Raw genomic sequence first — 22312 nt, forward strand, 5'->3', positions numbered from 1 at the left:
ATCGTCCTCAAAACTTTAAAAGTGGCTGCATTGGGCGTTTTAATGTTTTTCTGTTTTGTCTTGCGCCGCCCGGAACGCTTTTTGCAGCGGGGCGATTTGTGCCAGCCGCGCCCGGTCGATTTGTTCGGCGATAAGGTGCGCTTTTCCTTGCGCGCGGCATTCGGCGGCGATTTTGCCCGAATCCGCCTGATTGGCGGCTTCGAGCAGAGCAAGCCAGTGCGCGCGCTGGGGGTAGGGCGTGTGTTCTCGGTTCAGACGGCCTTGCGTGTCGGCAATGCAGACGTTTAAGGCAGCGGAGAAGCGTTCGGGTCGTCTGAAAGCGTCGGTTTTTTTCAAAACGTTCAGAATGGTTCGGCTTTTAAGCTGTCCGACTTGGTGGAAAATAATGTGCCAACGGCAGACAAGTTCGGCAAGCTCGGCGCAATGTTTCGGCGCACGCAGCCGCTGATTGACTTCGCGCACGGGTTCGACACCGTTGATGTCGTGTCCGTAGTGGCGCGGCAGGATGTCGGGCGGCGTTTTGGCTTTGCCCAAATCGTGCAGCAGGGCGGCATAGCGTTCGGGCAGGCTCAAACCCATATCGGCGGCGCGTTGCAGCGTCATTAGGGTATGGATGCCGCTGTCGATTTCGGGATGGTAGTCGGCTCGTTGTAGCACGCCGAAGAGGGCATCGACTTCGGGCAGCAAGACTTTGAGCGCACCGCATTCGCGCAACACTTCAATCATTTTGCGCGGATTTTTCTCCATCAAACCTTTCGCCAACTCCTGCCAGACGCGTTCGGCAACTAAAGCGTCCGCTTCGCCGTTTTCCACCATTTTCCGCATCAGCTTCATGGTTTCTTCGGCGATTTCAAAACCGTAGCGCGCGGCAAAGCGGGCGGTACGCAGGATGCGGACGGGGTCTTCGGCAAAAGCGGGGGAAACGTGGCGCAAAATGCCTGCCGCCAAATCCCGTTGTCCGCCGAAAGGGTCGATAATCTTGCCGTCCGCATCTTGCGCCATCGCGTTGATGGTCAGGTCGCGGCGCATCAAATCCTGCTCCAGCGTAACGTCTTTGTCGGCGTGGAAACTGAAACCGGCATAGCCTTTGGCGGTTTTGCGTTCGGTACGGGCGAGGGCGTATTCTTCGTGCGTTTCGGGATGAAGGAATACGGGAAAATCTTTGCCGACAGACCGGAAGCCTTGCGCCAGCATGGTTTGCGCGTCTGCACCGACGACCACCCAATCGCGGTCTTTGACGGGCAAGCCTAAAAGATAATCGCGGACGGCGCCGCCGACGAGGTAAGTCTGCATATGCTTTGTGTTTTAAAGTTATCAAGAATGCCGTCTGAAGCGGCTTCAGACGGCATTGTTCCAATCGGCGGGGTTGCGCTTATGCTACGCCTTTTTTCTCCAAATAGCTTTCGTAATCGCCCAGGTAGTGTTCATATCCGCCTTTGCCGTCCAATTCGATGATTTGGGTAGCCAATGAAGATACAAACTGACGGTCGTGGGAGACGAAAATCAGCGTGCCGTTGTATTTTTCCAGCGCCATGTTCAAGGATTCGATGCTTTCCATATCCATATGGTTGGTCGGTTCGTCCATCACCAAAACATTGGGTTTCAGCAGCAGCAGTTTGCCGTAAAGCATACGGCCTTTTTCGCCACCGGAGAGAACCTTTACTTTTTTCACGACATCGTTGCTGCCGAAGAGCAAACGCCCCAAAGTGCCCCGGATGACTTGTTCGTCGTCGCCTTCCTGCCCCCATTGGCGCATCCATTCGCTCAAATCCATATCGACATCAAAGTCGTTTTCGTGATCTTGCGGATAGTAGCCGACGCTGGCTTTTTCCGCCCATTTGATGCTGCCTTCGTCCAGCAGCAGGCCGTCTGAATATTCGGGGTTGTACGCGCCGGCCAAGAGTTTCAGCAGGGTGGATTTGCCCGCGCCGTTCGGGCCGATGATGGCGAGGCGTTGGCCCGCTTCGAGGATGAAGTTCAGGTTTTTAAACAATTGGGTTTCAAAGCGTTTCGCCAGTTTTTCCACTTCTACAGCCTGACGGTGCAGCTTGGCTTTTTCGTCGGCTTCAAAACGGATATACGGGTTTTGACGGGTAGACGGTTTGACTTCGACCATCTCCGATTTGATTTTGTCTGCCTGTTTCAGACGGCTGGTTGCCTGACGGGCTTTGGATTTGTTAGCAGAGAAGCGTGCGACAAACTCTTGCAGCTCTTGCAGTTTCTCTTTGGCTTTGGCGTTGTCTTTCAGGGCGCGCTCACGCGATTGGGCGGAAGCGAGCATATAGTCGTCGTAGTTGCCCGGATAGATGGTGATGGTGTTGTAGTCCAAATCCGCCATGTGGGTGCAGACTTCGTTCAAAAAGTGACGGTCGTGCGAGATGATGATCATCGTGGAATCATATTGGTTCAACACGCCTTCCAACCAGCGGATGGTGTTGATGTCCAAGTTATTGGTCGGTTCGTCAAGCAACAGCACATCCGGCTTGGAGAACAGGGCTTGCGCCAGCAATACGCGCAGTTTGAAGCCCGGGGCGACTTCCGCCATGGTCGCATTGTGCAAATCTTCGGAAATGCCCACGCCGCTCAAGAGTTCGGCAGCGCGCGCTTCGGCGGTGTAGCCGTCGTATTCGGCGAACTTGGCTTCCAGTTCGGCGGCTTTCATGTAGTCGTCTTCGGTGGCTTCGAGGTTGGCGTAAATCGCGTCGCGTTCGGTCATCGCCGCCCACATTTCGGTATGCCCCATCATCACCACGTCCAGCACGCGCATGTCTTCGTAGGCAAACTGGTCTTGGCGCAGCTTACCCAAACGCACGCCGTTTTCAATCGCGACTTCGCCCGCAGTCTGTTCCAAATCGCCGCCGAGGATTTTCATGAAGGTGGATTTGCCCGAACCGTTCGCGCCGATCAAGCCGTAGCGGTTGCCTTCGCCGAATTTTACGGATACGTTTTCAAACAGAGGCTTCGCGCCGAACTGCATGGTAATGCCGTTGGTAGAAATCATTATGGGTAAAACCTTATATTGAACAAGAGATTAAATTTGTCGAATTTTCAGATTGTAACATAATCCCCTTGCCGTCTGAAACAGACGGGCAAATTTTCAGACACTTATAGTAAAATATCGGTTTTATTATTTCAGGCAAAAGGTTTCCAAATGATAATCCTTCACGGCATTCCAAATTGCGATACAGTCAAAAAAGCCAAAAACAGGCTTGCCGAATATGGTATGGAATTTGAATTTCGGGATTTTAAAAAACAGGCGCCTTCCGAAGCGGAAATCTGCTCGTGGCTGGAACAAGTGCCTTTGGCAACCCTGCTCAACAAACGCGGGACAAGCTGGCGCAAACTCGATGCCGAAACACAGCAAAAAGCCCTGTCCTCGACAGCGGAGGCCGTCAAACTGATGTCCGAAATGCCGAGCCTGATAAAGCGTCCCGTATTGGAATTCAAAGGCAGGGTTTACGTTGGCTTCAGCGAAGAAACCTACGACGGCATCTTCAACCGGCAAGCCCCGTGCAGACAGGGATAAAAACCGTTACAATACCCGACTTGAATTTCCCATTCCCAATCTGAAAATATGTTCCATTCCATCGAAAAATACAGAACACCCGCCCAAGTCCTTTTGGGGCTGATTGCATTAACCTTCGTCGGCTTCGGGGTCAGCACGGTATCCCATCCGGGTGCCGACTACATCGTCCAAGTGGGCGACGAAAAAATCAGCGACCACTCCATCAACAACGCTATGCAGAACGAGCAGGCGGACGGCGGCAGCCCTTCGCGCGACGCGGTGTTCCAATCCCTGCTGCAACGCGCCTACCTGAAACAGGGCGCGAAGCTGATGGGCATCTCGGTTTCTTCCGAACAAATCAAGCAGATGATTGTGGACGATCCCAATTTCCACGACGCAAACGGCAAGTTCAGTCACGCGCTTTTGAGCCAATACCTGTCGCAACGCCATATGTCTGAAGACCAGTTTGTCGAAGAAATCCGCGATCAGTTTGCCTTACAGAATTTGGTAAACCTCGTCCAAAACGGCGTATTGGTCGGCGACGCGCAGGCGGAACAGCTGATCAGGCTGACGCAGGTCAACCGCACCATCCGTTCGCACACTTTCAACCCCGACGAGTTCATCGCCCAAGTCAAAGTGTCTGAAGCCGATTTGCAGAAATTTTATAATGCGAACAAAAAAGACTATCTGCTGCCGCAGGCGGTCAAATTGGAATATGTCGCCTTGAATCTGAAGGATTTTGCAGACAAGCAGACCGTCAGTGAAACGGAAGTGAAAAATGCATTTGAAGAGCGCGTGGCGCGTTTGCCGGCAAATGAAGCCAAACCTTCTTTCGAGCAGGAAAAAGCCGCCGTCGAAAACGAATTGAAAATGAAAAAGGCGGTTTCCGACTTCAACAAGGCAAAAGAAAAGCTGGGCGATGACGCGTTCAACCATCCTTCATCGCTTGACGAAGCCGCCAAAAACAGCGGTTTGAAAGTGGAAACCCAAGAAACTTGGCTGAGCAGGCAGGACGCGCAAATGTCCGGCATGCCCGAAAACCTAATCAATGCCGTTTTCAGCGACGACGTATTGAAGAAAAAACACAATTCCGAAGTGCTGACCATCAACAGCGAAACCGCGTGGGTCGTCCGTGCCAAAGAAGTCCGCGAAGAGAAAACCCTGCCGTTTGCCGAAGCCAAAGATGCGGTGCGTCAGGCTTATATCCGTACCGAAGCCGCCAAACTTGCCGAAAACAAGGCAAAAGAAGTGCTTACCCAACTGAACGGCGGCAAGGCTGTTGACGTGAAATGGTCGGAAGTGTCCGTTTTGGGCGCGCAGCAGGCAAGGCAGTCCATGCCGCCCGAGGCTTATGCGGAACTGCTGAAAGCAAAACCGGCAAACGGCAAACCCGCCTACGTCAGGCTGACCGGTCTGCCGGCACCCGTGATTGTCGAGGTGCAGGCAGTCACGCCACCCGATGATGCCACCGCGCGCATCCCGCTTGCAAAACAGGCTTTGGCGCAACAGCAGTCTGCCAATACTTTCGACTTGTTGATACGTTATTTCAACGGTAAAATCAAACAGACCAAAGGAGCGCAATCGGTCGACAACGGCGACGGTCAGTAATTGACACTTTTGTTGACAAAATAACGGTCGGAATATTCCGGCCGTTTTCCCATACGGCGGAATATGATGAGCCACAAAAAACAAGATGCCTTCCAAGGATTGATCGACGCGCTGAAGGTTTTACCCAACGTCGGGCCGAAATCGGCACAGCGGATGGCGTACCATCTGTTGCAGCACAAGCGCAAAGAGGCTGAAGAGCTGGTGGATGCCTTGCAGACGGCATTGAAGCAGGTCGATCATTGCGCGAGGTGCAACACGTTTTGCGAAGGCGGATTGTGCGATATTTGTGCCGATGAAACACGCGACGGGCGGCGGCTGATGGTGGTGCATATGCCTGCCGACGTGTCGAATATGGAAGCGGCAAATTGCCACGACGGGCTGTATTTCGTCCTGATGGGGCAAATCAATACGGCACTGGGAATGGACGTATCCGCCATCGCATTGGACAGGCTGGCGCAGCGGATGGGCGGCGGGGAGGTTGAAGAAATCATTATCGCAACCGCCTTTACCGCAGAGGGCAATGCGACGGCGTATGTCCTGTCCGAGTTTTTCAAAAACCTGCCTTACAAAGTCAGCAGGCTGTCGCAGGGCATCCCCTTGGGCGGCGAATTGGAATATGTCGATGCGGGAACGCTGGCGCAGGCGGTGTACGAACGGCGGCTGATTAAAGAAGGCGGGGCGTAACGCCGCCAATGCAAAATGCCGTCTGAAGCCTTCAGACGGCATTTTTCCGGGTGGTTTACTTGCAGTTGAGCCCTTGAATCTGCAATGCGCCTCCGTTGCCGACTTTGAACACGCACTGCGTCGCGCTGCTGCCGGAAACGGTAATGCTGCCGCTGCCGCCGTTCAGGCTGACGGGTTCCTTAACACCCATACCGACTGCCGTTGCCGCCAGCTTTTGCGCGTCGGCTTCGGAATAAGGCGTGTTGTTGGCATCGATTTTGATTTCTTTGGCGTAGGCAGCCGCAGCGGCGGATAAGGCGATGGCGCACAAAGCAAAAGCAGTTCGGATATTCATTGTTTTCCTCAAGAAACGGTTTTTCTGAAGGAAAGGATAGGGCAGTTCGGCACGTTGTGCAAGTTTTCCGCCCTGTTTTTCCGAATTTGCCACATCCCGCGTCTTTATTTGCACAGCCTGCCGTTCGGACGCTGTCGGGGTTTTACGGTACAATAAACTTTTGCCGCCGCCCCCAAACCGCCGTCCGGGGCGGCACGTTTGCAGACATTTTTAAGGTAGCGTTATGTTTTCTCTAGAGGCTTGGATAGGCTTGAGGTATCTCAGGGCGAAAAAGCGCAACGGCTTTATGTCGTTTATCACGATGGTTTCGATTGCCGGAATCGCCTTGGGCGTAACCGCGCTGATTGTCGTCTTGTCGGTTATGAACGGCTTTCAGAAAGAAATACGCGGGCAGCTCCTGAATGTCGCGCCGCACGCCGAAATCGGCTATATCGACAATACGGATACAGATTGGCGCAACCTGCTTCGGTTTACCGAAAACCGCAAAGGTATTTTGGCTGCCGCGCCCTATGTTTCCAATCAGGCTCTGCTGGCAAACGCGGGCGAAATCAGGGGCGTGCAGATGCGCGGCATTTTGCCGTCTGAAGAGCGCAAAGTGGTGGAATACGGCGACAAAATGCCGACAGGCAAGTTTGAAGACCTGATTCCGGGCGAGTTTGACATTATCCTCGGTGTCGGTTTGGCGGAGGCTTTGGGGGCAGAAGTCGGCAATAAAGTTACTGTCATCACGCCGGAGGGTAACGTTACCCCCGCCGGAGTCGTACCGAGGTTGAAACAGTTTACCGTGGTCGGTCTGGTTAAGACGGGCGTTTACGAAGTGGACAACTCATTGGCGATAACGCATATCCAAGACGCGCGCGTACTGTACCGCTTGGATAAGGAAGTTGCGGGGCTGCGGCTGAAACTCGCCGACCCGCAAAACGCCCCCGCCTTGACGGCAAAGCTGATTCCAGAGGCGCAAAGGGATACGGTTTGGGTACGTGATTGGACGTTCAGCAACCGAAGCTATTTTGAGGCGGTCGAGTTGGAAAAACGGATGATGTTCATCATCCTGACGCTGATTATCGCCGTGGCGGCGTTCAACCTTGTCTCTTCGTTAGTGATGGCTGTTACGGAAAAGCAGGCGGACATCGCCATTTTGCGCACTTTGGGTCTTTCTCCTGCTGGCGTGATGAAGATTTTTATGGTGCAGGGCGCGTTTTCAGGCTTTTTCGGCACGCTGGCGGGGGTGGTCTGCGGCGTGCTTTTGGGTTGGAATGTCGGCAGGGTCGTGGCGTTTTTTGAAAACCTGCTCGGTGTCCACCTCATCAATTCTCAGGTTTATTTTATCGACTACCTGCCCAGTGATGTCGATATGGGCGACGTTGCCCTGATTGCCTGCATTTCTTTGGGACTGTCTTTCGTTGCCACGCTCTACCCGAGCTGGCGCGCGTCAAAAACCCAACCGGCGGAGGCTTTGCGTTATGAGTGAGTTGATTTTGAAATGCGAAGGCGTGGGCAAACGCTATCGGGACGGCGGTTTGGACGTTCCGGTGCTGCACGGCTTGGATTTGGAAATCCGCGCGGGGGAAAGCACCGGCATCATCGGTTCTTCGGGCAGCGGCAAATCGACGCTGCTGCATATTTTGGGCGGGCTGGATATGCCGTCTGAAGGCAGGGTGCTGCTGATGGGCGAGGATTTGCGTACATTAAGCCAGCGACAACTGGGCATCCTGCGCAACCGCCATCTCGGTTTCGTGTACCAGTTCCACCATCTTCTGCCTGAATTTTCGGCACTGGAAAACGTGATGATGCCGCTTCTGATCGGCAAAAAAAGCCGTGAAGAGGCGGCAGAAACGGCAATGTCGATGCTCGACAAGGTCGGACTGAAACAGCGTTCGACGCACCGCGCGGGCGAACTTTCAGGCGGTGAGCGGCAGCGTGCCGCCATTGCACGCGCCCTGGTCACCCAACCCAAATGCCTGCTTGCCGACGAACCGACCGGCAATCTCGACCGTGCGAACGCCAGGAATGTTTTGGATATGATGCTGGAACTGAAAACAGAATTGGGAACGGGGCTGGTGGTCGTAACGCACGACGACGAACTCGCCGGCCGCTTCGAGCGCGTGATGGTTATGAAGGACGGCAGCCTGCACACCAAGCAGGGCGCAAACGCCTAAACATCCGAAACAACACCGCGCCGTCTGAAGCCCCGCGCCTTCAGACGGCATTTCGACAAGGAATACGATGGAACGGCAGACAGATGAATTTGCCCAAGCGGCGGCAAGGGCGGCAATCCGTTTTTTGGAACGCTATGCGGGTTCAGGCAGCGAAGTGCTTGCAAACTGTACCGAACGCCTGTTTCAGGCATTGCAGAACGGTCATTCGTTTATCCGTTTGAGCAGTGGCGAGGCTGGCGCGCTGCCGGCACTCGCACCCGTGGTCGGAACATCCGCCGCGCCTTTGATTTTGGAAGGCAGAAGGCTGTTTTTGGGCAGGATGTGGCAGTTGGAATACGATTTGGCTGCCGAGATAAAACGCTTGGCGGCAGCCGGCACATCCGCCCCTGACGCGGCAGGCGCGCGGCAAAACCTCGCAAAATGGTTTCAAGGCGCGGGCAGCGAAGGGCAGCGCGATGCCGCCGCCTTGGCACTGTTGCAGTCTTTTATGGTGATTACTGGCGGGCCGGGAACGGGCAAAACGACAACGGTTGCCAAACTGCTGGCGCTGATTTGCGGTGAAGACGAAAATCTTCCCAACATCGCGCTTGCCGCACCGACGGGCAAAGCGGCGGCACATATGGCGCGCGCGCTGCACCGTGCAATCAACGGTTTTGACGCGCCGGAGACCGTCCGCCGCCATTTGCTCAAACTGGAAGGGCAAACCGTCCACCGACTGCTGAAGCTGCGCCCGCCCAAAATGCAGGCGGCGTTCGACCATATCCGTCCGCTGCCGTTTGACGTATTGGTTATCGATGAAGCCTCTATGCTGGATACGGCATTGATGCTGCAACTTTTAAAAGCGGTCAAAACCGGCGCGCGCGTGATTCTGCTGGGCGATGAAAACCAGCTCCCGTCCGTCGGAATAGGGGCGGTGCTGTCCGTTTTGTCACAAAAAACCGTTTTGGACGGAGAAACGCACCAAAGGCTGGCCGGCTTCCTTCCGGAACACGGTTTCAGCGTCAGCGCAAATCCGCCCGTGTTGGCGCAAAACACCGCCCATCTGTCGTTCAGCCACCGCTTCGGCGACAACAGCGGCATCGGCTGCCTTGCCCGTGCCGCCGTATCGGGCGATGAGGGGGCGTGGGCATTGTTTGACCGGTTTCCGGACGAACTGGAACATTCGGAATGCCGTCTGAACGCTCAGGTCGAAAGGTTGTACCGGACTCACAAAGCCTATTGGCAGGCGGTAGACGAAGGCAACATCGAATCCGCCTATGCGGGCATCTCGGATATCGTCGTCCTCGCGGCTTGGCGGCAGGATGCGGAAGATTTCAACGAAGCTTATTGCAGCCATGTGCGCCGTAAAAGGAACATACCCGAACATCAGGCCTATTTCGCCGGAGAGCCGATTATGATCAGGCAAAACGACTACGCGCTTGAACTGTTCAACGGAGACGTCGGACTGATTATGGATGACGTCCAAAGGCCGGGCAGCCTGTCCGCCTATTTTCCCGATGCGGACGGATTTAAAAAGGTAGCGGTAAGCTGTCTGCCCGAATTTGAACCCGCATTCGCCATGACCGTCCACAAAAGCCAAGGTTCGGAATATCGGGAAGTCTGGCTGCTGCCGCCTTCCGCCGCACCTTCGGACGAAGGGAACGATGCATTGTCCGGATTGAGTAAGGAGCTGTTATATACCGCCATTACCCGCGCGAGAGAGAAGTTCGTATTCTTCGGCGGGGAAGAAGCCTTCCGGCAAGCTGCCGCCACCGTCAAAACGCGTCAGACGGCATTGGGCAGTATGCTCAAACGTGTGTTTTTCCAAGATTGACACACATCAAATCCCGATAAAAAACGTTAAAAACCGTCAATATTTTCTTGACCCGACGGATGGCATTCCATACGATAGGTCTGCACAAAATACAACAATTACCGATGTTTTTCCTCTTTTATCGGAGACAGTATGGACTTATTGAAACCCACGCTTCTAACCGGCATGGCAATGCTGGTTTCCCTTCCCGTGTCGGCATCGGGTATCGACGGCGGTCGCGATGCGGCAGCCCTTTCGACCACAGGCGATTACGTCAACTCGGGCAGCATCATCAGCAAAGACGACGACAAAATCAGTCTGTTCGGCGACAGGCTGACACTCAACGGCAGTTTCCGCGTGCGCGTGGACGGCAAAGATACGGCGGCAAGCAACAGCGGCTCCTATCCGACCGGCGAAAACACCAACGCCGACTTCAATACCGAATTGTGGCTGCGTGCCAAACTCTATAAAGATTGGAAGGCGGTCGTCCAAATCGAGCCGAACATCAATCTGGAAACAGGCAAATTCAACGGCAAACACGATGTGCCGATGAACAAACTCTATGCAGAAGGCAGCCTTACGCCCAATCTGAAGGCGCGTATCGGCAAATTTGGCGCATTCTCCTCTTACGGCAGGGTTTGGGATACGGAAGTTACCGGTGCCGAACTGTTTTTCGACAACACCTCGCTGCCGGCGAAAATTACACTCGGACGCAGAACCGGCAATCTTAACGACAACGTATGGGGCATAGGCGGACACCGCAGGCATTTCGCCTCCGCCCAGGCAACTTTGCCTGTCAGCGAACGCATCAATGTCGGCGCAACCGTCAGCTATATGGACAAAGTCAAACACGGAAACGCGGAACATGATGTCGTATTTGGCGAAATCGGTACGGACGTGAAACTGAACGACAATATCCGCTGGATGGCGGCAGTCAGCAAATCCAATCTGAAAGCCTATCACGATGCGGGAGGCAAAATCGCCAATTACGGCGTGTTTACCGAATTGCACTACAAACTTGCCGACACCAAAAAACCGCAGTCTTACGACGTATTCGCCAACTACCGCAAAGTCGGTTCGCTGTCCGGCGTGTCTTCGGCTGAGGATTACAGCAAAAACGTTCAGGGCGTACAGCTCGGTCTGACCTACATTCCTTGGAAAAACTGGCGGATTAAGGGCTTCTACCTGAACGGCAAACAGGTTACGCCGACGGCGGGCAACGTCAGACAAAATGTCGACGTGGTGCGCGGCCAGTTGGAATACATTTTCTGACGGCATCGTACAAATCTGCATGAAAAACGGCTGCTTTAACGGGCAGCCGTTTTGTTATGCCTTTTTCAAACGGTACAGGAAAGTAGTTTCCCTGTTTCGGGCAAAAGCCAGCGGATTGTCCGGATCGGCAGCTTTTTTGTGAACCGGTTTGGTTTTCATAATATCGGCAACGCGCAAACCCGCCCGGATAAATGCCTTTTCCAAAAAGTCGGCAGGGCGCAGCCCCAAATGCACGGCGAGGTCGGAAATAATCAGACGGATTTCTCCGTCGGGATTCAGATGTTTCGGCGCATCCCGCAAAAACGCAGCCAGCATCGCAGATTCGGGGTCGTATAACGCGGATTCGACGGCGGAAGTCGGCTTGGCGGGAAGCCAGGGCGGATTGCAGATGATTAAATCGGCAAACCCTTCGGGAAACAGATCGGTTTCGCGGATTTCAACCTGTTTTTCAAAGCCCAAACGGGCAATATTGGCACGGGCGCAGGAGACGGCTTTCGGATTGGTATCTGTGCCGATGACGGAAGGAATGCCCTGTTTTGCCAAAATGGCGGCAAGCACGCCCGAGCCCGTCCCGATATCGAATGCCGTCTGAAAACCCGTTGACGGCGCATGGGCAAGCAGGTCGAGGTATTCCCCGCGCAACGGCGAGAATACGCCGAAAGGAACGTGTATACTGCCGCCCAGCTGCGGAACGACAACCCCTTTCTTATGCCACTCGTGCGCACCCATAAACCCCAGCAGCAGATTGAGCGGCAGGAAAAACGGTTTGCCGTCCGCTTCTTCGTACACGTCGAGCAGGGCGGCGCGTATATCGGGCGCGCGTTTGTTGTCCAACACAAAACCGGGGCGGATTTCAACGGCAAGCATATTCAGAATACGGCTCTGCTGCGCCTGCTTCATACGGTGGGCGTGGAAAAGGGCGGCGATGTCCGCATCGGAACGGACGGCGGCAGGTTTGCGAACCCTCTTCTTCATTGCAGAAAGCACCTGTTTGGCATTGTGGAAATCGCCCTGCCAGACAGTTGCAATATTTTGATAGGCAGCCTTCAAAATGCCGTCTGCGCCGCTTTCGCGGACATAATGCCAACCTTTGGGCGGCTTTTGCAGACTTTCGTTGCGCCATTCGAACCCGTTATCGGGAAAAATAAAAGAAGACATGGAATACCTGCGTCATGTTTTGAAAATAGGGCGGCAGAACCGTAAACCATACGGATGGTACAGCAAGGAGCGGCAACACAGAACTGTTTTTTGTTCCCGCCTTGTCTTTCCAAGCCCATGCCGTCTGAAGCCGGAATGTTTCAGACGGCATTGCATCAAACTCCATAAATAAACCGCGTATGCTTGAAATAATGCTTTCAACCCCAATTTACGCGGCAATCCGTATTCTGTCAGACACAAGAGAGTATCCATGACACAAAAAGAAAAGCATTTTGAGGAATATGCCGCCTTGGCAACCCTTCCTTTGCGGGATGTCGTCGTTTACCCGCATATGGTTCTGCCGCTATTCGTCGGCAGACCGAAATCCATCGCCGCACTGGAAAACGCCATTACCCGCGAGGAACCGGTTTTCCTATTGGCGCAAACCGATGCGGCGGTAGAAGAACCGGTTGCCGCCGACCTGTATCAGACCGGTACCGTCGCACAAGTCCTGCAAGTGTTGAAACTGCCCGACGGCACGGTAAAAGTGCTGGTCGAAGGGCTGTATCGCGGACGTGTTCTGACCATTGAAGACACGGGCGGGCTGTTCGTTTCCCATATAGAGGCGGTCGTGGAAGAAGACACGGGCGGCAATACCGACCTCGAAGCCGTGCGCCGCACCCTGTTGGCGCAGTTTGAACAATACGCCAAACTCAATAAAAAAATCCCCGCCGAAATCATCGGCAGCATCAACGGCATTGCCGAAAACAGCCGGCTAACCGATACGGTCGCAGCGCATTTGCAGTTGAAACTGGCGCAACGCCAACAGATTTTGGAAATTCCCGAAATCGGCAAACGGATGGAATTCCTGCTGGCACAGCTGGAATCCGAACTCGACATTATGCAGGCCGAAAAACGCATACGCGGACGCGTCAAACGCCAAATGGAAAAATCCCAGCGCGAATATTATCTGAACGAACAGATTAAAGCGATACACAAAGAATTGGGCGAAGAAGACGAAAACGGCGAACTGGATGCCTTGGAAGCAGGCATCAAAAAGGCGGGGATGAGCAAAGAAGCGGAAGAAAAATGCCTGTCCGAACTGAAAAAACTCAAAATGATGCCGCCGATGTCTGCCGAATCCACCGTCGTACGCAACTACATCGATACCCTGCTCGAACTGCCGTGGAAGAAAAAATCCCGCGTCAGCAAAGACATCGCCAAAGCCGGACTGGTGCTGGATGCCGACCACTACGGCCTGGAAAAAGTCAAAGAACGGATTTTGGAATACCTCGCCGTCCAAAAACGTATGGACAAACTCAAAGGCCCGATTCTGTGCCTGGTCGGCCCTCCTGGCGTGGGTAAAACCTCTTTGGGCGAATCCATCGCCAAAGCAACGGGGCGGAAATATGTCCGCATGGCCTTGGGCGGCGTGCGCGACGAAAGCGAAATCCGGGGACACCGCCGCACCTATATCGGCTCCATGCCCGGTAAGATTCTGCAGAATATGGCAAAAGCCGGCGTAAAAAATCCCTTGTTCCTGCTCGACGAAATCGACAAATTGGGTAACGACTTCCGAGGCGATCCCGCCAGCGCGTTGCTCGAAGTGCTCGATCCCGAACAAAACAACAAGTTTGCCGATCATTATGCGGAAGTGGATTACGATTTGAGTGATGTGATGTTTATCGCCACATCCAATAGTCTGAATATTCCGACTCCGTTGCTCGACCGTATGGAAATCATCCGTTTGTCCGGCTATACGGAAGACGAGAAAATCAATATTGCGATGCAGTATCTCGTGCCGAAGCAAATGAAGCGCAACGGCGTGAAAGAAGGGGAGTTGGCAATCGAAGAAAGCGCGGTGCGCGATATTATCCGTTACTACACCCGTGAGGCGGGTGTGCGTTCGCTCGACCGCGAAATTGCCAAAATCTGCCGCAAAGTCGTCATGCAGCTTACTTTGGAACAAGACAAGAGAAGGTCGTCTGAAATCAAAAAAGCAAGTAAGGTCAAACCTAAAGCGGTTAAAGTCAACGAGAAAAATCTGCATGACTACTTGGGTGTGCGCCGCTTCGATTACGGCGTTGCCGAAAGCGAAAACCGTATCGGACAAGTAACCGGTTTGGCGTGGACGGAAGTCGGCGGTGAATTGCTGACTGTCGAAGCCGTGGCATTACCGGGTAAAGGCGTGATCCAGTGTACCGGCCAGTTGGGCGATGTGATGAAGGAATCCGTGTCCGCAGCATGGTCGGTTGTCCGTTCCCGTGCAGAATCAGTGGGTTTGGCTCCTGATTTTTACGAGAAAAAAGACATCCATGTTCACGTTCCCGAAGGTGCGACCCCGAAAGACGGTCCGAGTGCGGGCATTGCCATGACTTTGGCGATGGTGTCCGCATTCACCAAAATCCCTGTGCGTGCGGATGTTGCCATGACGGGCGAAATCACCCTGCGCGGCGAAGTCCTGCCGATCGGCGGTCTGAAGGAAAAACTGTTGGCTGCGCTTCGCGGCGGCATCAAACACGTTTTAATTCCGAAAGACAATGTTAAAGACTTGGAAGAAATCCCTGAAAACGTTAAAACCGGCCTGACCATCCATCCGGTCAAATGGATAGACGAGGTATTGGCTTTGGGTTTGGAAAGCCGGCCTGAGCCTTGGGCAGAACCTTCTGCCGCGGAAGCGGCGGCGGAACCCGCTTCAAAACCGAAACCCCGCAGCAGGGCAATCAAACATTGAAACGCAGGAAATGTGTTGTAAAAATGCGGTTTCGTCCTGAAAGCCTGTAAAATAGGGCGATTCCGTATTTTTTTCTTGACACGGCAATTTCAGAATTGCTATAAAGCGAAAGTTACTCAAGCAGTACAAACCCCGAATATTCGGGCATTTCATCATTTTTTAAGACAGGAAGGGACTGATTGTGAACAAGTCTGAATTGATCGAAGCGATTGCTCAAGAAGCCGGCATTTCCAAAGCCGCTGCACAAAAAGCTTTGGATGCCACTACCAATGCAGTAACCAACGCCCTGAAACAAGGCGACACCGTTACTTTGGTCGGTTTCGGTACTTTCTACGTCGGCGAACGTGCAGAACGCCAAGGCCGCAACCCCAAAACCGGCGAGCCTCTGACCATTGCCGCCGCCAAAACGCCTAAATTCCGTGCAGGTAAAGCATTGAAAGATGCACTGTAAACTGTTTTTCAGTAAAAAGCCGATTCCTTGAAGAATCGGCTTTTTGTTTGTCCTGTTGGTCAGTTTGAAAAAATGCCGTCTGAAACGCTTTTCCCGCGTTCAGACGGCATTCCGGTTCGGCGGTTCAATCAGCTTTCAAATCCGCGACACATTGTTTGTCTCGCGTTTCAAAGGCATTTGCGCCGCCGAGCAGGTCAAGCTGTTCTTGTGCACCGAGTTTGCCGAAGGAGCTGACCTGTTTCTCGCTCAACCTGTCCAAAGGCTGCTCCCACATACATTTGCAGTAATCGGTGGCAAGGCGGGTATTGTCCGCATCCAAGCCGCGCGCTTTCAAATCGTTCTGCCATTTTTCGGCAAACGGAATGTTTTTTACGCAGGATTCAATAATTTTCTGCTTTGCCTGCGGTTTGGACATCGCGCATTGGGAGAGCAGGGCGGTTGAAGCGAGCAACGCCAAAATGACCCACGCCCAAATGCGGATGGTGCGGATTTTGGCTTTCGCTTTTTTACGCGCCGCAGCCTGCTCTTCCGTCGGCATTTCGTTTTTCTGCTCAGTCATGCAGGCTTTCCATGCGGATCATAGTGATCGGTTTTTCTACGCAGCTTAATGCTTCGATGGCGGCAATCGCGCGCTTGATGTTTTTCTCGACCGTGCTGTGGGTCAGAATCACGATTTCGGCGGTAGTTTGGTCAATCACGCCTTTTTGGATTAAGGCTTCGATAGACACGTTTTCTTGTGCCAAAAGCGCGGCGATTTGCCCCAGCGTGCCCGGTTCGTCTTTGGCTTGGACACGCAGGTAGTAGCTGCTGGTGATTTCGTCCATAGGCAGGATGGTTTGCGCTTGGACTTGCGCGGGTTGGAACGCCAGATGCGGTACGCGGTGGCCTGTATCGGCTTCGATCAGGCGTGCGATGTCGATGATGTCGGCGACTACGGCGGAAGCGGTCGGCAATGCGCCCGCGCCCGCGCCGTAATATAAGGTTTCGCCGACCATATCGGCATTGACGCGCACGGCGTTCATCACGCCGTTGACGTTTGCCAAGAGGCGGCTTTCGGGAATCAGGGTAGGGTGGACGCGCAATTCGATGCCTTTGCCGGTTTTGCGGGTGATGCCCAAAAGTTTGATGCGGTAGCCGAGTTCTTCGGCGTATTTGATGTCGCGGCTGTCGAGTTTGCTGATGCCTTCGAGGTAGCAGGCGGAGAAGTTCATCGGCGTGCCGAATGCCAGCGCGCTCATGATGGTGATTTTATGGCCCGCGTCATGTCCTTCGATGTCGAAGGTGGGGTCGGCCTCGGCGTAGCCCAATGCCTGTGCTTCTTTCAATACGTCGGCAAACGCGCTGCCTTTTTCGCGCATTTCGGAGAGGATGAAGTTGCTGGTACCGTTGATGATGCCGGCGATGGATTTAATCCTGTTTGCTGCCAAACCTTCGCGCAGGGCTTTGATAATCGGGATACCGCCCGCTACTGCCGCTTCAAATTGCACCATGACGTTTTTTTCTTCCGCCAGCGGGAAGATTTCGTTGCCGTATTCGGCGAGCAGTTTTTTGTTGGCGGTAACGATGTGTTTGCCGTTTTCAATGGCTTTCAACACCGCATCTTTGGCAATGCCCGTGCCGCCGAACAATTCGACGACGACATCGACGTCTTCACGTGCGACCAGTTCGAACGGATCTTTGACAAAGGCTGCGGACGGGCAGATTTGGCGGGCTTTTTCTTCGCTTAAGTCGCACATGGCAGAAATACGGATTTCGCGCCCCAAGCGGCGGGAAATTTCCTCCGCGTTGTCCCGCAACACGGCAGCCGTACCGCCGCCGACCGTACCCAAACCTAAAAGACCGATGTTTACTGGCTTCATTGTGTCTCCTTGTAAGCCGACTGAAATGTAAATATTGAAAGACGAAAATATCCGCTGCCGATATAATTGTGCCGCACTTTGAATCAAATGCCGTCTGAAATCGGCAGGCGGGTCAGATGAAATCTGCCAATCCTACATGAATTCGCCTGATTTTGCACCCCTTTCGGTGTAGATGATGCGGCAACGGGGTAAAAAAATGTTGTTTGAAGAAAATCCGATAGACGGACAGTTTGCGGAATATGAATGCGGTGCGGGCGAAATCCGATTGGCAGGTCAAAGTTTCCATAAACCCGTGCTTGTACATAAGGATTCGGTCTGCCTGTCGCAATGCCGAACCTTGTCCGACCTGACTCCGGAAAACCTGTTGTCCGACATCGAACCTGTTGACTATCCGGAAATATTGATTATCGGGACTGGGGCGGTACAGAAGTTTATCCATCCCAAAATCATGGCGGATTTTTCCCAAATCGGAATCGGTGTGGAATGTATGAATACCGAATCGGCATGCAGGACATTGGCCTTTTTGCACTCGGAAGGGCGCAGGGCCTGGGCGTGGCTTCAACCGTAAATTTCCCATTTCAGACGGCATCAGCACTTTCTTTCAGGTAAAATACGGGCTTTTTCCGCCCGATGATGTTTCCGTTATGATTGAAATTAAAAACCTCACCCTGCAACGCGGTTTGAAAGTCCTGCTCGACAAGGCTTCAGCCACCGTCAATCCCGGTCAGCGCGTCGGTTTGATCGGCAAAAACGGGACGGGCAAATCCAGCCTGTTTGCCTTAATCAAGGGCGAAATCACTCAAGACGGCGGCGATGTCTCGATTCCGAAAAACTGGCGGCTCGCTTCCGTTTCCCAAGAAACGCCCGATTTAGACATTTCCGCTTTGGATTACGTTTTGCAGGGCGATGCCGAGTTACAGACCCTTCAGACGGCATTGGCACGGGCGGAGGCGGAAAACGATGGTATGAAACAGGCGGAATATCACGCCAAATTGGAAGAAATCGACGCTTATACCGCGCCGGCCCGTGCAGCGAAATTGTTGAACGGGCTGGGTTTTTCGCAAGAAGAACACAACCGCCCCGTCAAATCCTTTTCCGGCGGCTGGCGTATGCGCCTGAATCTTGCGCAAGCCCTGATTTGCCGCGCCGATTTGCTCTTGCTTGACGAACCGACCAACCACTTGGATTTGGAAACCGTATTGTGGCTGGAAAACCACCTTGCTTCTTTACCCTGCACGCAAATCATCATTTCCCATGACCGCGATTTCCTCAATGCGGCCACCACCCAAACCATCGAATTGTCGCAGCAAAAGCTCACGCAATACGGCGGCAATTACGATTTTTACCAAAATGAACGCGCGCAGCGTCTCGCGCAGCAACAAGCCGCCTATGTCAAACAGCAGGCGCAAATCAAACATCTGCAATCCTTTATCGACCGCTTCAAAGCCAAAGCTACCAAAGCCGTTCAAGCGCAAAGCCGTATGAAGGCGTTGGCGAAGCTCGAACGCATCGCTCCCGCGCATCTGGACAGCGAGTTTTCCTTTGAGTTTTACAATCCCGAGCATCTGCCCAATCCTTTGCTGAAGCTGGAACACGCAGATTTGGGTTACGAAGGCAAAACTGTTTTGCACGACATTACCCTGTCGCTGGAAAGCGGCGCGCGCTATGGTTTATTGGGTGTCAACGGCAGCGGTAAATCTACATTTATCAAAGCCTTGGCGGGCAAAATCGATTTGCTCTCCGGCAGCATCGTCCGTTCCGAAAAACTCAATATCGGTTATTTTGCCCAACACCAACTCGATACCATCCGCGCCGACCAAAGCCCTGTTTGGCACATTCAGCAGCTTTCGCCCGAAGTGCGCGAACAAGAAATCCGGAATTTCCTCGGCGGCTTCAATTTTGTCGGCGATATGGCGTTGCAGAAAACCGAACCTTTTTCCGGCGGAGAAAAAGCCCGACTCGCCCTTGCTATGATTATCTGGCAAAAGCCGAACCTGCTGCTCCTTGACGAGCCGACCAACCATCTGGACTTGGATATGCGCCACGCCCTGACGCTCGCGCTGCAAAGTTTCCAAGGCGCATTAATCGTCGTATCGCACGACCGCAGCCTGCTTGAAGCCACGACCGACAGCTTCCTCCTGATCGACAAAGGCCGTCTGAAAAACTTTGACGGCGATTTGAACGACTACCGCCAATGGCGTTTGGCACAGGAAAACGCCGCAGCCGCACCAGCCGCTTCCGCACAAAGCCAAAGCCGCAAAGACACCAAGCGCATCGAAGCACAAATCCGCCAAGAAAAAGCCCGATGCGGCAAGCCGATACAGCAGAAAATCGACCGTGCCGAAAAAGAAATGGCGCAGCTTTCCGACGTTCAGACGGCCTGTGAAACATTTTTGGCACAAGAAGACGCTTACCTTGAAGCAAACAAAGAAAAATTACAGAACACTTTATCCGATCTGGCAAAAGTCAAAACACAACTTGCCCAAATCGAAGAGGTTTGGCTGGCTTGCCAAGAAGAATTGGAGCGGATTGAAACTGAAATCGAGAAACAGTTTGCCGGGCAATAAAGAAGCGCGGGCAGGGTGCTTATATTTGCCTGCCAAGAACGGTATAATCCGCACCTTACCATCGCCTTTTTACTTTACCGGTATGAAAACCAGACTTTTTGCCGCCTTCATCTTCCTGTCCTTTGCCGGTACGGCGGCGCAAGCCTCCGTATATAATTGCAGCTCAAATGGCAAAAGCGTATATACATCAGACCCGTCAGGATCGTGTACCGGCGTGGATTTGCCTAAAATCAGCAGCCATCAGGGAGGCGCGGATACCGCCTGAAAATAAAAAAACTCAGTCAAGAAACCCAAATACACACGGAAAACAAAAAGAAAAGCAAAAAACCTGCCGGGAAAAAGAACAGGCAGGCTGCCAAAGCCCCGAAAGAAAATCAAAAGGAAACAAGCGGAAAGAAAAGCCCGTAAAACGCCAAAAAAAAACCTTAAAAATCAAATCATCATCCGAGTATCAAACACATTATGAAATCAAAACTGCCCTTCATCCTAATTAACCTTTCCCTGATTTTAAGCCCATTGGGCGCGAATGCGGCCAAAATCTATACCTGCACAATTAACGGAGAAACCGTTTACACCACCAAGCCGTCTAAAAGCTGCCACTCAACCGATTTGCCCCCGATCGGCAACTACAGCAGCGAACGTTATATCCCGCCCCAAACGTCCGAACCGGCACCATCACCGTCAAACAACGGATCGGCCGTCAAATATAAAACCCCGGTCAAAACAGTATCCAAACCGGCAAAATCCAATACGCCGCCGCCCCAACAAGCACCCGTAAACAACAGCAGGCGCGCCATTCTCGAAGCAGAATTGAGTAACGAACGCAAAGCCCTGAGCGAAGCCCAAAAAATGTTATCGCAAGCACGTTTGGCAAAAGGCGGCAACATCAACCACCAAGAAATAAACACATTACAAAGCAATGTGTTGGACAGGCAGCAAAACATCCAAGCCCTGCAAAGGGAACTGGGACGTATGTAGGCCGATGAAGAATAAAGGGACAGGGAACGCGTAAAAAGTGCGTACTTCAAAGCCCATTGCGCGCATTTTGTCTATCCGAACAATCTGGGATTTTTCCGCCGTAAAAAATGGTTCTTCGGCTAGTTCGCATAATGTATATTATGTTAAATTTATAGTGAATTAAATAGATATTTTTACAACCCTACTCAAAATCAAGAGCATTTGTTTTTTACCTTGCAACAAACTACCTGCCTTGCCTTAATACTAGGTACTTGAATTTTCAGAAAATGCAAGATGGGTTACGGTTTCCATTTGATTGCCGAACAGCGTTAGGCTATTTCCTCGCCACCACAGGCTCCGGCTTGGTTATGTTGCTGGCTACTTTGAATTTGGCGAGACAAGGACAGTTGTTGGTGAAATGAAAAATCATGCGACTTAAAGGTGTTACAGAACAGGCATGGTTACGCACACGGTTTCAGGGCGTCTGAAAGCCCAAAAGCAGCCTGCACCTTGTTTTTCAAAGTGCAGGCTGCTTTTATTTCGGCGCGCGGTTCCGCCGCTTACTCGCCTCACTTGCCACCGCGTCTGCCGAAGCCGTGCGGCATATCACTTTCAATCACTTTAAACAAACTCGGGCTGGCAGTTACGCCTTCTGGCATGTTGTCCGGCAGGGCTTGACGCATTTTGGCGGTAGCGGCTTTAAATTCTTCCGCACTGCGCCAATGGGCAACATTGACGAAATGGTATTTGCCGTTCGGGTCAATATTTTGATGCAGACGTGTACCGATGTAGCCCGGCTGGGTTTTCAGGAAATCGCGTGATTTCTGCCAAGCAGCCAAAGTTTCGGCTTCTTTGCCCTGCGGCACTTCAAAGGTGTTGATGAGTACAACGCTGTTCTGCATGGCTTTACGTTGTGCGCGCCATTGTTCCGCTTTGGCGACGCAGCCTGCAACACAAAGTAAAACAGCAGCAGTAACAGCGGCGATGATGGTTTTTTTACGAGTATTCATATCAGTAGCTCCTTGTTTGTATAGGATATTAAGATTTTCCGAGCATTCGGGACAGCACGGATTCGCCTTTGATGTGGTGGTAGGCAACCATTCCAATATGTCCCAGCGACAAAAACAGCAATGAAAATGCCAGCGTGCCGTGAATTTCTCCGCCATTGCCGATTTGACGGGCAATGCCTGCGGCGGGAACAGCGAGCATCAGGGCATACATCGCCCAATGCCCCAATTTGGTGACGGCAGTGT

22 protein-coding genes are annotated in these 22312 nt (G+C 52.9%); 13 read left to right on the forward strand and 9 right to left on the reverse strand.

The window, feature by feature from the left end; all coding sequences use genetic code 11:
- Positions 1-39 precede the first annotated feature (39 nt).
- Together KEM39_RS03935 and KEM39_RS03940 are read right to left on the reverse strand one after the other, a co-directional pair.
- Complete coding sequence (locus KEM39_RS03935) at positions 40-1293, reverse strand: multifunctional CCA addition/repair protein (RefSeq protein ID WP_211709622.1); 1254 nt, start codon at positions 1291-1293, stop codon at positions 40-42.
- Positions 1294-1372: 79 nt separating this feature from the next.
- Complete coding sequence (locus KEM39_RS03940) at positions 1373-3001, reverse strand: ABC-F family ATPase (protein WP_211709623.1); 1629 nt, start codon at positions 2999-3001, stop codon at positions 1373-1375.
- 150 nt (positions 3002-3151) lie between these two features.
- Here KEM39_RS03940 and KEM39_RS03945 point away from each other — a divergent pair, with 150 nt between their 5' ends.
- The 3 genes from KEM39_RS03945 to recR all read left to right on the forward strand — a co-directional run bounded on the left by KEM39_RS03945 (position 3152) and on the right by recR (position 5797).
- Positions 3152-3526 carry an arsenate reductase gene (locus KEM39_RS03945; RefSeq protein ID WP_118996774.1) on the forward strand — a complete coding sequence of 125 codons (375 nt, stop codon included), beginning with the start codon at positions 3152-3154 and terminating at the stop codon, positions 3524-3526.
- A 48-nt stretch (positions 3527-3574) separates the two neighbouring features.
- Positions 3575-5113 (forward strand): SurA N-terminal domain-containing protein, encoded by a 1539-nt coding sequence (locus tag KEM39_RS03950; protein ID WP_118996773.1) that lies wholly within the window; start codon positions 3575-3577, stop codon positions 5111-5113.
- 66 nt (positions 5114-5179) lie between these two features.
- Entirely contained in the window at positions 5180-5797 is a 618-nt protein-coding gene (gene recR, locus KEM39_RS03955; RefSeq protein WP_192886273.1) for a recombination mediator RecR, read from the forward strand.
- Between the two features lie 55 nt (positions 5798-5852).
- Here the strand turns inward: recR and KEM39_RS03960 are convergent, their stop codons facing one another.
- Positions 5853-6131 (reverse strand): hypothetical protein, encoded by a 279-nt coding sequence (locus KEM39_RS03960; protein ID WP_003709976.1) that lies wholly within the window; start codon positions 6129-6131, stop codon positions 5853-5855.
- Between the two features lie 223 nt (positions 6132-6354).
- Between KEM39_RS03960 and KEM39_RS03965 the strand changes: the two genes are divergently transcribed.
- The 4 genes from KEM39_RS03965 to KEM39_RS03980 all read left to right on the forward strand — a co-directional run bounded on the left by KEM39_RS03965 (position 6355) and on the right by KEM39_RS03980 (position 11354).
- Positions 6355-7602, forward strand: coding sequence for a lipoprotein-releasing ABC transporter permease subunit (locus tag KEM39_RS03965; protein WP_118996771.1), 1248 nt, complete (start codon positions 6355-6357; stop codon positions 7600-7602).
- A complete protein-coding gene (lolD, locus tag KEM39_RS03970; RefSeq protein ID WP_118803969.1) occupies positions 7595-8290 on the forward strand; it encodes a lipoprotein-releasing ABC transporter ATP-binding protein LolD in 696 nt (231 codons plus the stop codon). The genes KEM39_RS03965 and lolD overlap by 8 nt, the downstream gene beginning before the upstream one ends.
- Positions 8291-8357: 67 nt before the next feature.
- Positions 8358-10103: an exodeoxyribonuclease V subunit alpha gene (gene recD, locus KEM39_RS03975; protein WP_118996770.1), complete on the forward strand. Its 1746-nt coding sequence runs from the start codon at positions 8358-8360 to the stop codon at positions 10101-10103.
- Positions 10104-10235: 132 nt separating this feature from the next.
- Positions 10236-11354: a hypothetical protein gene (locus tag KEM39_RS03980; RefSeq protein WP_118996769.1), complete on the forward strand. Its 1119-nt coding sequence runs from the start codon at positions 10236-10238 to the stop codon at positions 11352-11354.
- A gap of 54 nt (positions 11355-11408) precedes the next feature.
- Here the strand turns inward: KEM39_RS03980 and KEM39_RS03985 are convergent, their stop codons facing one another.
- Positions 11409-12512 (reverse strand): N5-glutamine methyltransferase family protein, encoded by a 1104-nt coding sequence (locus tag KEM39_RS03985; RefSeq protein WP_118996768.1) that lies wholly within the window; start codon positions 12510-12512, stop codon positions 11409-11411.
- A complete protein-coding gene (locus tag KEM39_RS03990; RefSeq protein WP_232616780.1) occupies positions 12487-12663 on the reverse strand; it encodes a nitric oxide synthase in 177 nt (58 codons plus the stop codon). The genes KEM39_RS03985 and KEM39_RS03990 overlap by 26 nt, the downstream gene beginning before the upstream one ends.
- A 99-nt stretch (positions 12664-12762) precedes the next feature.
- Here KEM39_RS03990 and lon point away from each other — a divergent pair, with 99 nt between their 5' ends.
- Both lon and KEM39_RS04000 read left to right on the forward strand, forming a co-directional pair.
- Entirely contained in the window at positions 12763-15225 is a 2463-nt protein-coding gene (gene lon, locus KEM39_RS03995; RefSeq protein ID WP_118996767.1) for an endopeptidase La, read from the forward strand.
- A 181-nt stretch (positions 15226-15406) separates the two neighbouring features.
- Positions 15407-15676 (forward strand): HU family DNA-binding protein, encoded by a 270-nt coding sequence (locus KEM39_RS04000; RefSeq protein WP_025458445.1) that lies wholly within the window; start codon positions 15407-15409, stop codon positions 15674-15676.
- Positions 15677-15800: 124 nt separating this feature from the next.
- On the opposite strand, the gene KEM39_RS04005 is transcribed toward KEM39_RS04000, so the two are convergent.
- Both KEM39_RS04005 and KEM39_RS04010 read right to left on the reverse strand, forming a co-directional pair.
- Positions 15801-16235, reverse strand: a complete 435-nt coding sequence (locus tag KEM39_RS04005; RefSeq protein WP_118996766.1) for a hypothetical protein — start codon at positions 16233-16235, stop codon at positions 15801-15803.
- On the reverse strand, positions 16228-17535 hold the full coding sequence (locus KEM39_RS04010; RefSeq protein ID WP_118996765.1) for a homoserine dehydrogenase: 1308 nt from the start codon (positions 17533-17535) through the stop codon (positions 16228-16230). Before KEM39_RS04010 ends, KEM39_RS04005 begins: the two co-directional genes overlap by 8 nt.
- A gap of 196 nt (positions 17536-17731) precedes the next feature.
- Between KEM39_RS04010 and KEM39_RS04015 the strand changes: the two genes are divergently transcribed.
- The 4 genes from KEM39_RS04015 (at position 17732) to KEM39_RS04030 (ending at position 21080) form a co-directional block, all read left to right on the forward strand.
- Entirely contained in the window at positions 17732-18103 is a 372-nt protein-coding gene (locus KEM39_RS04015) for an Mth938-like domain-containing protein (protein WP_240002707.1), read from the forward strand.
- Between the two features lie 76 nt (positions 18104-18179).
- Positions 18180-20102 (forward strand): ATP-binding cassette domain-containing protein, encoded by a 1923-nt coding sequence (locus tag KEM39_RS04020; RefSeq protein ID WP_118996763.1) that lies wholly within the window; start codon positions 18180-18182, stop codon positions 20100-20102.
- A 167-nt stretch (positions 20103-20269) separates the two neighbouring features.
- Positions 20270-20596 (forward strand): hypothetical protein, encoded by a 327-nt coding sequence (locus KEM39_RS04025; RefSeq protein WP_192886272.1) that lies wholly within the window; start codon positions 20270-20272, stop codon positions 20594-20596.
- The gene (locus tag KEM39_RS04030; RefSeq protein WP_025458451.1) at positions 20565-21080 is read left to right on the forward strand and encodes a hypothetical protein; all 516 of its coding nucleotides are present in this window, start codon (positions 20565-20567) and stop codon (positions 21078-21080) included. Before KEM39_RS04025 ends, KEM39_RS04030 begins: the two co-directional genes overlap by 32 nt.
- Positions 21081-21628: 548 nt before the next feature.
- Here KEM39_RS04030 and KEM39_RS04035 read toward each other — a convergent pair.
- Entirely contained in the window at positions 21629-22069 is a 441-nt protein-coding gene (locus tag KEM39_RS04035; RefSeq protein WP_118998011.1) for an antibiotic biosynthesis monooxygenase family protein, read from the reverse strand.
- 28 nt (positions 22070-22097) lie between these two features.
- Positions 22098-22312, reverse strand: a 215-nt coding sequence (locus tag KEM39_RS04040; RefSeq protein ID WP_418029955.1) for a cytochrome b/b6 domain-containing protein, incomplete at its 5' end; no start/stop codon positions are given.

It is taken from the genome of Neisseria sp. Marseille-Q1983 (genome assembly GCF_018224585.1).
In the GTDB taxonomy this organism is placed as follows: Bacteria; Pseudomonadota; Gammaproteobacteria; order Burkholderiales; family Neisseriaceae; genus Neisseria; species Neisseria polysaccharea.